Origin of the sequence: Catenovulum sp. 2E275, assembly GCF_025515275.1 — a bacterium.
GTDB lineage: Bacteria > Pseudomonadota > Gammaproteobacteria > Enterobacterales > Alteromonadaceae > Catenovulum.
In genome coordinates this window covers 24,900-34,211 of record NZ_JAOPFU010000043.1, presented here as the reverse complement: position 1 = coordinate 34,211, position 9,312 = coordinate 24,900, and the positions used below count along the sequence as shown (strand labels likewise).

Here is a 9,312-nt window from a genome sequence, read left to right as displayed (position 1 = left end):
CATTTGTGTAGCTCACTACACGTCAATCGCTATGCCTTGGATAAATACCAAACAAACTGCTGCAAAATTGTACTCAAAAGATCAACAGACCCTAGATAAGTATACTTGGTACTAGCTAAAATAATTTTGGAAAACCAATTAAGGCACGTTAGCCTTAATTGGTTTAATTTTATATAAATTATAGGGCTTTAAACCTAATTGCTGCGCCCCCAGCTTCTGATAGTTTAATTTTCAGTGTTTCTTGAGCTGTAACTACTTGCTTAATAATTTCAATATCATAAGGATTATTTCGCCAATCAGCATTTTTACCATCTTTATAAATTTGGGCTTCGTATTTCATCCCTTTATCTAAAAAGTCTAAGCTTACTTCAATATTTCTACTTTTCTCATTGGTGATTGCGCCGAGGTACCAATCTTTCCCTGTATATTGGCGATGTTTTTTCTCTTTACGTGCAATTACGATAAAATCACCAACTTCACCTTGTAAGGCGATACTTTTTTCCCAGTCTGTTGGCACATCTTTAATAAATTGAAATGGTTTAGGCTTTGCTTCATAGTTTTCTGGTAAATCAGCTGCCATTTGAATCGGACTATAAATTACAACATACTCAGCTAATTGCTTAGCTATAGTGGTTTGTGGACGCATGTAATCACTTAAACCATCTTCTTCTGTGCCGCCTTTTAACGGAGGGTAATCTAAATTAAAAATCCCAGGTGTAAAATCCATTGGCCCAGATAACATTCGAGTAAAGACTAAATAAGGTATATGAGATGGTGGATTTGGGGCTGACCAGCCTGCACTGTACTCCTGACCTCGAGCACTTTCTCGTGAAATCCAGTTGGGATATGTGCGGCGAAGCCCTGTATCTTTTACCGATTCGTGAGTATTAATTGATAATTTATATTTAGCTGCTGTGGTGACATTATGGATAAAGTGATTAACTATATCTTGGCTGTCAGTAAATTCGTAACGCATAATACCGTTACCGTCTCGGCGCTTCAAATTTTGACCATGAGCAACATAGCCTGTTTTGATCTGCTCTACCCCCATTTCTTGATAAAGCTTAAAACCTTCTTCCATTTGAGATTCGTAATTAGTTATGCCGCCAGAGGTTTCATGGTGGCCAATGAGCTTCACGCCAATTTTTTTACCATAATTCGATACTTTTTTAATGTCAAAATCAGGATAACTTTGGGTGAATGAAAATAGTTCTGAATTTGCAATCCAGTCTCCGTCCCAGCCTGTATTCCAACCTTCAACTAAAACACCATCAAAGCCATGCTTAGCAGCAAAATCCATATATTTGATTGTATTCTCGGTGGTTGCTCCATGCTTTTCACCTGAGCCCCAAGTATATTTTTGAATATGCATACCCCACCAAATACCAACATATTTACCTGGTTTAATCCAGCTAACATCGCCTAATTTATTTGGTTCATTTAAATTTAAACTCAGGTGAGAATTAATTAAATCTACGGCACGATCTCCAATTTGAATGGTGCGCCAAGGTGTATCAAAGCTATCTTGTTTACGTACTTTTACACCATCAGATCTTGGAGATAAATCAGCGACTAAACGACCATTTTTCTCGCGATTAAGACTCATACTTGCATAATCAATTAAAGCTGCTTCATGAATAGCAAGATGTACTCCTGAACCGAGCTTAACCGTTATCGGAGTATTGGCTTTACTGACTTCCTTTAATGGTGTTTCGTTATATAAGTATTCGTATCTTTCATAACCTTGCCCAGGTATCCAATAAGCTGTCGCTTTGTGTGAATCAATTATAGTGAACTCAGTCAATTCTCGGGTAATTGCCCGTGGCTTATTAGATGGCACATGATATTTAAAACCAATACCATCATTGAATACTCGAGCGGTTACGAGAAAATGGTTATTTTTATCATTAATATCAGTGAATTTAACTGTTAATTCATTGTAATTATTATCAATTATTCTTTGTTCACCCCAAGGCTGCTCCCAATTCGAGTTTACCTGTTCCCGGTTAACTTCTTTAACGTTAAAGTCTCTGTACATGGGTTTAGCTTGTTCAAAAGTAAAGCCTAGTTTACTTGGGCTGATAACAGGATTATCTTTATAGTTAACCTGATACTGAGCTAGATTATTTTGGTCTGTAAAGGTAAATTTAATATTTTTATCTGGTGAGCTAACCGAGATATCTGCTGCGAAAACCTGATAGCTAACACAGGTCAATAAAATTGGCCAATAACGCATAGTTCTTCCACTTTGTTAATAAATTTATTTAATGTTAGCAGATAGAAACAAAAATTAAACATATAACTTAAACGTTTAAGGTTGAATACGTATGCAAAGAATGGAACAAATATATAATCATAATAAGAGAGCCGGACAATCGCCGGCTCTACGTATTAACTAAAATCAGACTCGCCAACAATTTTTTGTGGCAATCCACAAATTGCTCTTGAGGTTTGCATCCCAGCCATTGTTGCAGCTTCAACACACCCTGCATTTAATCCAGTTTTTATCCAATCACCAGTAATATAAAGATTCTTAAATTGGGTCCCGTCTGTATTTAGCCTATATTGACTCGAATTTTTAACAGATAAAACATAACGTTCTGATGGATCTATATTACTTCGCCAATATTGTTCGTTAAACCTAGCCTCATTTTGTAAATTTGGGTCTTTACTCAGTAAAATATCCCAATCAAACTCATTGCTTGAAGAAACTTCAGGCCAGAGCCAATAAATTTCATGCTTCAACTGATTGATTGCACCTATTTTGGCTTTTTCATACATGCGGTTTGGAAAATCCGTATCCGTTTTATCTGGATAGAATTCTACTGGTTGCGCACTACAAAAATAGGCAATATTTTTAGCTTCTATACCTGCAGCCCAAGCATCCTCTCTAATTAATAATTGATTCATTGCAGCCCATGTATCATTAGGTTCTGTAAAACCACTCATCACAGGTTCCTGGCCTTCAGGCATCTCTTTCCAGCCTAGTTCAGTTAATGTTTTATTTGTCCATACTTGATATGCTTGAGTTGCGACTGCTTGTATTTTTTCTGATGCTAATCTTAATTTTTCATCTTTGGCTAATAATTTAGGACAAATATGTTTAAGTGAAGCAACTGATGCACCAAAAATGACTTTATCAAAATCGAGCCCCTTAATTAAAGTTTTGGTTGGTAGGGGAGTGCCAAAATGTTGCTGGTAAATTTCTGGCCATTTACTCCAGAATGATTCAAGATTTATATTATTTTGTTTTAATAATTGTGCTTGAACCGGATCCAATTGTTCATAATTTGGATGACTTGGCCAGCAAGGTAAGTTATTTACTGGGATTAATGGACTATATTCAGTTAGGCTTGGTTTTAGAGCGACTTGTTGGGTAATTTTTATTTCAGTTATACTATCGTCATCTGGGATTAATTCATCAACTTGAGAAAAAAACTCAAACTTTACACCTTGTTTTTTTAATACTTCGTAAAATGGACTAAAAATAGTGTCTCCCATACCAGCTTGCATTTTCCACATTACACCACCTTTGTAGAGTAAAGCAATTCTAAGCATAGCTCGAATGATTGTGCCTGCCTCGACATTGGGTTTATCAAAGTTACCATTTTCATAAGCAAATACTAGATCATAAAACCCTCTCACAGGTGCCGAGTCAACGGTATAAGTTTGATTCGCCCCGTGTTTGATTAGCCATTCACGGTAGTCATAATTATTGATAATGTTAAAGCCATTCTCTAGAACACCATCTTCAATCATACCAATTAAAATTGTAAGACCGAGATCAGCCATAATGAAAAGTCTTCTAATCTCTGCATTATCAGCGAGTATTTCATTAAACTCATCATCTAACCATTGTTTAAGTTTTGTTAAAAGATAATGGAGAAAGTGATGATGATCTTGATTTTGTCGTTTTGTTTTTTGTGGGGCTTTATCAAAGAATTCCTCAATTCTGTCTAGCGCTGTTTTAATATCATCTTCAAGGTCATCAAACCAGTTTTCAATATCTTGATGTAGCTCACTTGTGATACGTTCGAAAATAGATTTTGGAGCATCGTACCTACAATTTAAGGTTTTATTTTTGCTGATAGCTTTTGCGTCTTTCACTTTATCATCAAACTTTGAGATAAATTGTTTAAGCCAATAATAAGCAGTTCGAATAATATCCCAAAGATCAATTTCTTCATTACCAATGGCAGGGTTACCGGGGATTAATGGAAACTCTATCGGCCAAGATTCCCATTTATTATTAATCAATTCTTGTAATACAATAAAGCTATGTGGTTTAAATGCTTGTTCCCAAGTTGCTAACGGTGCATCTTGGGGGCGATCCCAAAGCTTATAAGCTTCTTGAATTGTTTTAAATGCATTAGCGTAAAAACCAAACCAGATATGCAAACCATGTTCTTGGATTCTATTTCCATACTCAGGGTTACGTCCACTTGCCCCTTTTCCTCCTAAACGCCAACCTAGTTGATAAACAGTGATATCGTATTTCTCTTGCCAGTTTGGTGTCTGGGTTAAATAAAACGCAGAGGTCATGGCCGATACACCACCCCCAACAATAGCAATTTTTTTTTTTTCTGACATTATTAGTTCCTTATTATTTATTTTCTGCAATTAAAATAGCTTCTTCCTGATTAAAGTCGAATAGAACATTAAATGGTAAAAGAGGCGTTTGTGTACCAGTTTTTATACCGAACATTTGTTCAAGTGGGAACATATCCATCTGATTTAAAGAAAACTCGAATTCATGAAAATATAGCTTAATATCATGAATTTTTTGAATAACAGAAGGACTATGTACTACAGATTGATATACAGCTTTGGATGCTGTACCGTCTGGAAATTGTTTAAATAAAAGTTGATCAATCTGCGGATGAAATAAACCGGAGAGCATCTGTTTTAAAATATTTAAGTCGAAATTAAAGAAATCAGGATGATCTTTTAAAATATCAAAACCTTCCTTTATTAATTCTACAAATCCGTCTATTTTTTTTTCTTGATTATTTTGTTTCAGTTTTATATTAAATAGCTCGCAAGGTGCCATTTTTGTATTAGGAGAAAATTGCTTAAAGGCGTCAACAGTTATATTAAAAAAATCAGGTTCCTCGCCACTGGTTGGCATTGTATAGTCACATAAATATTTATTAAAACCCCAGATTTCTCGTCCATTGACTAAAGCATAAATATTGTTCACACAAATAAAAGCAGGGTACCAATAAATATGATCTATTTTATTATTTATTAACTGGGCAACAGGTAACCAAATGATTATATCTGTTTCTTGAAACCACCCTTGTTCGCTAAATGGCGGTGTGGTTGGCTTGATATTTTCAATATCAGTAAAAGTTAGCATGCAATAAGATGAAAGTGCTTTGAAACTCATATTATCAACTTTTACTTGATTTATAGTTTGGTCAAGATATTGTTGAATACACTTGGCATCTCCTTTAATAAAAAAACCATACATATTGGCGTTGAGCATTCTGCAAGGTGGAGTTGCGATCACTTGCCCTGGAAATCTGGCATATAAATTATTATTCATTCTAAAACCTTTTATTAGTGATTATTTTTCCTTATTGAAACCGCGTCCATGTGTCGAGCTGATTAAAAATCAGTGGATAAATATTTATACAAAAAAAAATAAATCGCAATGTTTTATCGGACTTAAATGATAATCACCCCATAATGAAAATGAATAAAGGTAAGGTTACTCTATACGAATTTATAGATAGTGAGCACAGAGAATAAATCATCACTGTGCTCAAATAGAAACAAACCTCAATGTTTGCTTGCTGAAGGTAATACCCAATTTAAGATAATGCCAATAATGGCGCATAAACTAACGCCTTGTAGGCTAAATTCTGCATTACCCAATTGCATGCCACCAATGCCAAACACTAAAATTAATGCAATTATGCTTAAATTGCGTGGCGCGGTTAGATCGATATTGGCTTTTGCGAGTGTATTTAAACCCACTACGGCGATTGAGCCAAAGAGTAAGGTCATTATTCCACCCATTACTGGTGTCGGAATAGTTTGTAAAATAGCCCCCATTTTTCCAATAAAAGCTAAAACGATGGCAAATACAGCCGCCCATAACATAATTTTTGGATTAAAATTTCGGGTGAGCATGACTGCACCAGTTACTTCTGAGTAGGTTGTATTTGGTGGGCCGCCTAATGACGACGCTAGTGATGTTGCAATGCCATCGCCAAGTAAGGTGCGGTGCAAGCCGGGTTTTTTCAAAAAATCTTTCCCGGCTACTTGGCTTATCGCCATCATATCACCGATATGTTCAATCGCAGGCGCTATGGCTACTGGGATCATAAATAAAATTGCCTGCCATTTAAATTCTGGCACCACAAAAGCAGGTGCAGCGATTATGCTGGCATTGGTTACACTACTAAAGTCGATTAAACCCATTGTTAAAGCTAATAAATAACCTGCAATAATGCCGGATAAAATCGGCAATAAACGTAGTAATCCTTTTGCCCAAACCGCAACAATTAAAGTCACAATTAAGGAGGTCATAGCTAATAAAATGGCTTTATTTTGTTCAATTAAAACCGCAGAGCCGTCACCGGTTTTGCCCAGTGCCATATTAACTGCGACGGGCGCTAACGCTAAGCCAATAACCATAATCACAGGGCCAACCACCACAGGTGGCAAAATTTTATGTAAAATTTCTACCCCTTTTAATTTAACTAAGGCACTAAGCAAAATATAAGTTAAGCCGGCACATAATAAGCCCCCCATAGTGGCTGGTATACCGTAAACCTCTTTACTGGCAATAATTGGGGCGATAAACGCAAATGATGAAGCCAAAAATACCGGAACCTGATTTTTGGTAATAAAATGAAAAATTAGAGTACCTGCACCAGCGGTAAATAAGGCTACATTTGGATCAAGCCCGGTTAAAACAGGCACTAAAACTAAAGCGCCAAATGCAACAAAAAGCATTTGAGCGCCAGTTAATATTGTTTTTGGATGAAAGTGATTAGCCATTAAACTGTACCGAAAATTTTATCTCCGGCATCACCTAAGCCCGGAATAATATAGCCTTTTTCATTTAAATGGCTGTCTAGCGCAGCGGTGAATATTTCAATATCCGGGTGAGCCGCTAAGGTTTTTTCAACGCCTTCTGGCGCGGCTACTAATACAATCACTTTAATTTGCTGACAGCCTGCTTTTTTGAGCATATCAATTGTTGCGATCATCGAACCGCCAGTTGCCAGCATTGGGTCAATCACTAAGCTAATACGTTCATCAATTTTTCCGACTAGTTTTTCAAAATAGGGGACTGGCTCTAATGTTTCTTCATTACGTTGCAAGCCAACTACACTGACTTTAGCGGCTGGAATCAGTTGGGTAACACCATCCATCATTCCCAAACCGGCTCTTAAAATAGGCACAACAGTAATTTTTTTACCTTTAATATGTTCAACATCTAAGGGGTTACCATCCCATGCGGTAATTTGGGTAGTTTCAAGTGGTAAATCTTTGGTTGCTTCATAGGTTAATAACGCGCCAACCTCTGAAGCAAGTTCACGAAAGCTTTTTGTGCTAATGCCTTGTGCCCGCATTAATCCTAGCTTGTGTTGCACTAATGGATGTGTAATTACTTTTAATGTCATATTTTTACCGCTATTTCTGATTAATCTTATGAAAATTATACCTCAACCATAAATGATTGTGAGGGCTAAATAAGGGGTTAAATTAAATACAATCATAAAAACTTTAAAATGTGCCAAGTATTGATAAATCACCAAACTCACTTGTTTTTCGTCAAGGTTAAATAATTTACCGTGGAGTTGATAAATAACACTCTTTAGCAGGGCAGAGGCGATGGTACTGACTAATAAAATAATGATGTTGATGATTGTCATCCACATAAATAACTGGGTTAGTTGAGTGATGTCCATTGTGTTATTCTCGTGAAATTGGATTAGTTTAATCATAGCGTAAATTTTAATTAACTTTACAGAGGCCAATTTAATGGCAAACAGAGCAGCGCATTTAAATCAAATTTTTATTCGGGTAGACGGGCTGAGGGTAGATGGACAAAGTAGTCAGGCTACACAAAACAAGACTAACTTGTTAGCCAAACACCAAAAAATGGCTTTGTCTCCGTTTTTGTTTTATCGCGGAACGGCTGCTGTTTTTTATCATGATCTGGCAAGTGATTTAATTAAACTTCCAGATTCTGCGCAGCAGTGGCCGCTGACTATGATCACCGGTGATTGTCATTTATCCAATTTTGGTTTTTTTAGTGAAGAAGGTTCACATGGCGATAATGTGATATTTGCCCCTAATGATTTTGACGATGCTTGTATTGGTCATGCTTGCTGGGACTTAATCCGCTTTTTGGTCAGTATCGAGTTAGCCGCGTTTGAGCTTGTTAATCATCAAATGTATACAGATAAAAGCGTTATGGTTAGGTTGGCAAAAACTGAGTTTTTAACCGCTTATGGTGAAATGCTTGCCAAGCTGGTGGAGCAAAATATTAATTATCGGTTTGTATTAGATAAGTTTGAGCCTGAGCATTTTTTATCTGCCTTTTACAAAAAAGCTAAAAAACGCAGCGCTAAAGGTAAAAAATTTGCACAAAAAAGCTCGTTAGCAAAAGCGGTCGATTTAAACCAAGCCCAATTAAGTTTTAAAGATTTACCGGATAAATTTGCCAAGCTGAGTATGGATGATTATCAGCAAGTAAAACAAAAATTATCGGCTTATGTGGATGATGTAATTGTGGACATTGTTTTGCGTTTAGGGGCAGGCACTGGCTCTAACAATATGGCGCGTTATTATTTATTAGTTGGGCCGGGTAAAACTAACCGTTACGACAATCATCATTTGTATCATATTGTTGAGGTTAAGCAGCAAAGAGCCGCCGCACCATTGTTTTATTTTCCAAATTTAAGTGGCCGAAATGCATTAACTCCGGCGCATTTAACATTAATTTGCCAGCAACGCATGCAGCGTAATCCAGATTTAGTATTAGACAGATTATATTGGAAAAATGCAGACTGGCTAATTCGCTCACGCCATCATGCTAAAGTGGGGATTGATCCTGAAGATTTATTAACCGGCAATGTGGCGGCTCATTTTAGTCAATACGCTCAGGCTTGCGGACAAGTATTAGCGCTTGCACATGCCAGAGCTGATCGCCGTTCGCATTATTTTGAGCAACAAGTCGCTGAAAGTTTAACTCAAATAAAGGATGACTTAATTCAAACCGCTCATGATTATGCTCAGCAGGTGATTGAAGATTGGCAATGGTTTAAAACAGAACTGGCTTAGCTTGAA

Annotated in this window: 7 protein-coding genes; 1 reads left to right on the top strand and 6 read right to left on the bottom strand. The window is 36.7% G+C overall.

Features of this window, described 5'->3' with window-relative positions; translation table 11 throughout:
• Positions 1-178: 178 nt before the first annotated feature.
• From N7931_RS16005 to N7931_RS15980, 6 genes are all read right to left on the bottom strand, one after another.
• On the bottom strand, positions 179-2,236 hold the full coding sequence (locus N7931_RS16005; protein ID WP_262795360.1) for a glycoside hydrolase family 97 protein: 2,058 nt from the start codon (positions 2,234-2,236) through the stop codon (positions 179-181).
• A 155-nt stretch (positions 2,237-2,391) separates the two neighbouring features.
• Positions 2,392-4,590 (bottom strand): NAD(P)-binding protein, encoded by a 2,199-nt coding sequence (locus tag N7931_RS16000; RefSeq protein WP_262795359.1) that lies wholly within the window; start codon positions 4,588-4,590, stop codon positions 2,392-2,394.
• 13 nt (positions 4,591-4,603) lie between these two features.
• Positions 4,604-5,548 (bottom strand): acetoacetate decarboxylase family protein, encoded by a 945-nt coding sequence (locus tag N7931_RS15995; RefSeq protein WP_262795358.1) that lies wholly within the window; start codon positions 5,546-5,548, stop codon positions 4,604-4,606.
• Positions 5,549-5,784: 236 nt separating this feature from the next.
• Complete coding sequence (locus N7931_RS15990) at positions 5,785-7,011, bottom strand: uracil-xanthine permease family protein (RefSeq protein ID WP_262795357.1); 1,227 nt, start codon at positions 7,009-7,011, stop codon at positions 5,785-5,787.
• Positions 7,011-7,640, bottom strand: a complete 630-nt coding sequence (gene upp / locus N7931_RS15985) for a uracil phosphoribosyltransferase (RefSeq protein ID WP_262795356.1) — start codon at positions 7,638-7,640, stop codon at positions 7,011-7,013. The genes N7931_RS15990 and upp overlap by 1 nt, the downstream gene beginning before the upstream one ends.
• 42 nt (positions 7,641-7,682) lie before the next feature.
• Positions 7,683-7,928: a DUF6868 family protein gene (locus N7931_RS15980; protein WP_262795355.1), complete on the bottom strand. Its 246-nt coding sequence runs from the start codon at positions 7,926-7,928 to the stop codon at positions 7,683-7,685.
• 73 nt (positions 7,929-8,001) lie between these two features.
• On the opposite strand from N7931_RS15980, the gene N7931_RS15975 reads away from it, so the two are divergent.
• Positions 8,002-9,306 carry a DUF2252 domain-containing protein gene (locus N7931_RS15975; RefSeq protein WP_262795354.1) on the top strand — a complete coding sequence of 435 codons (1,305 nt, stop codon included), beginning with the start codon at positions 8,002-8,004 and terminating at the stop codon, positions 9,304-9,306.
• Positions 9,307-9,312 lie beyond the last annotated feature (6 nt).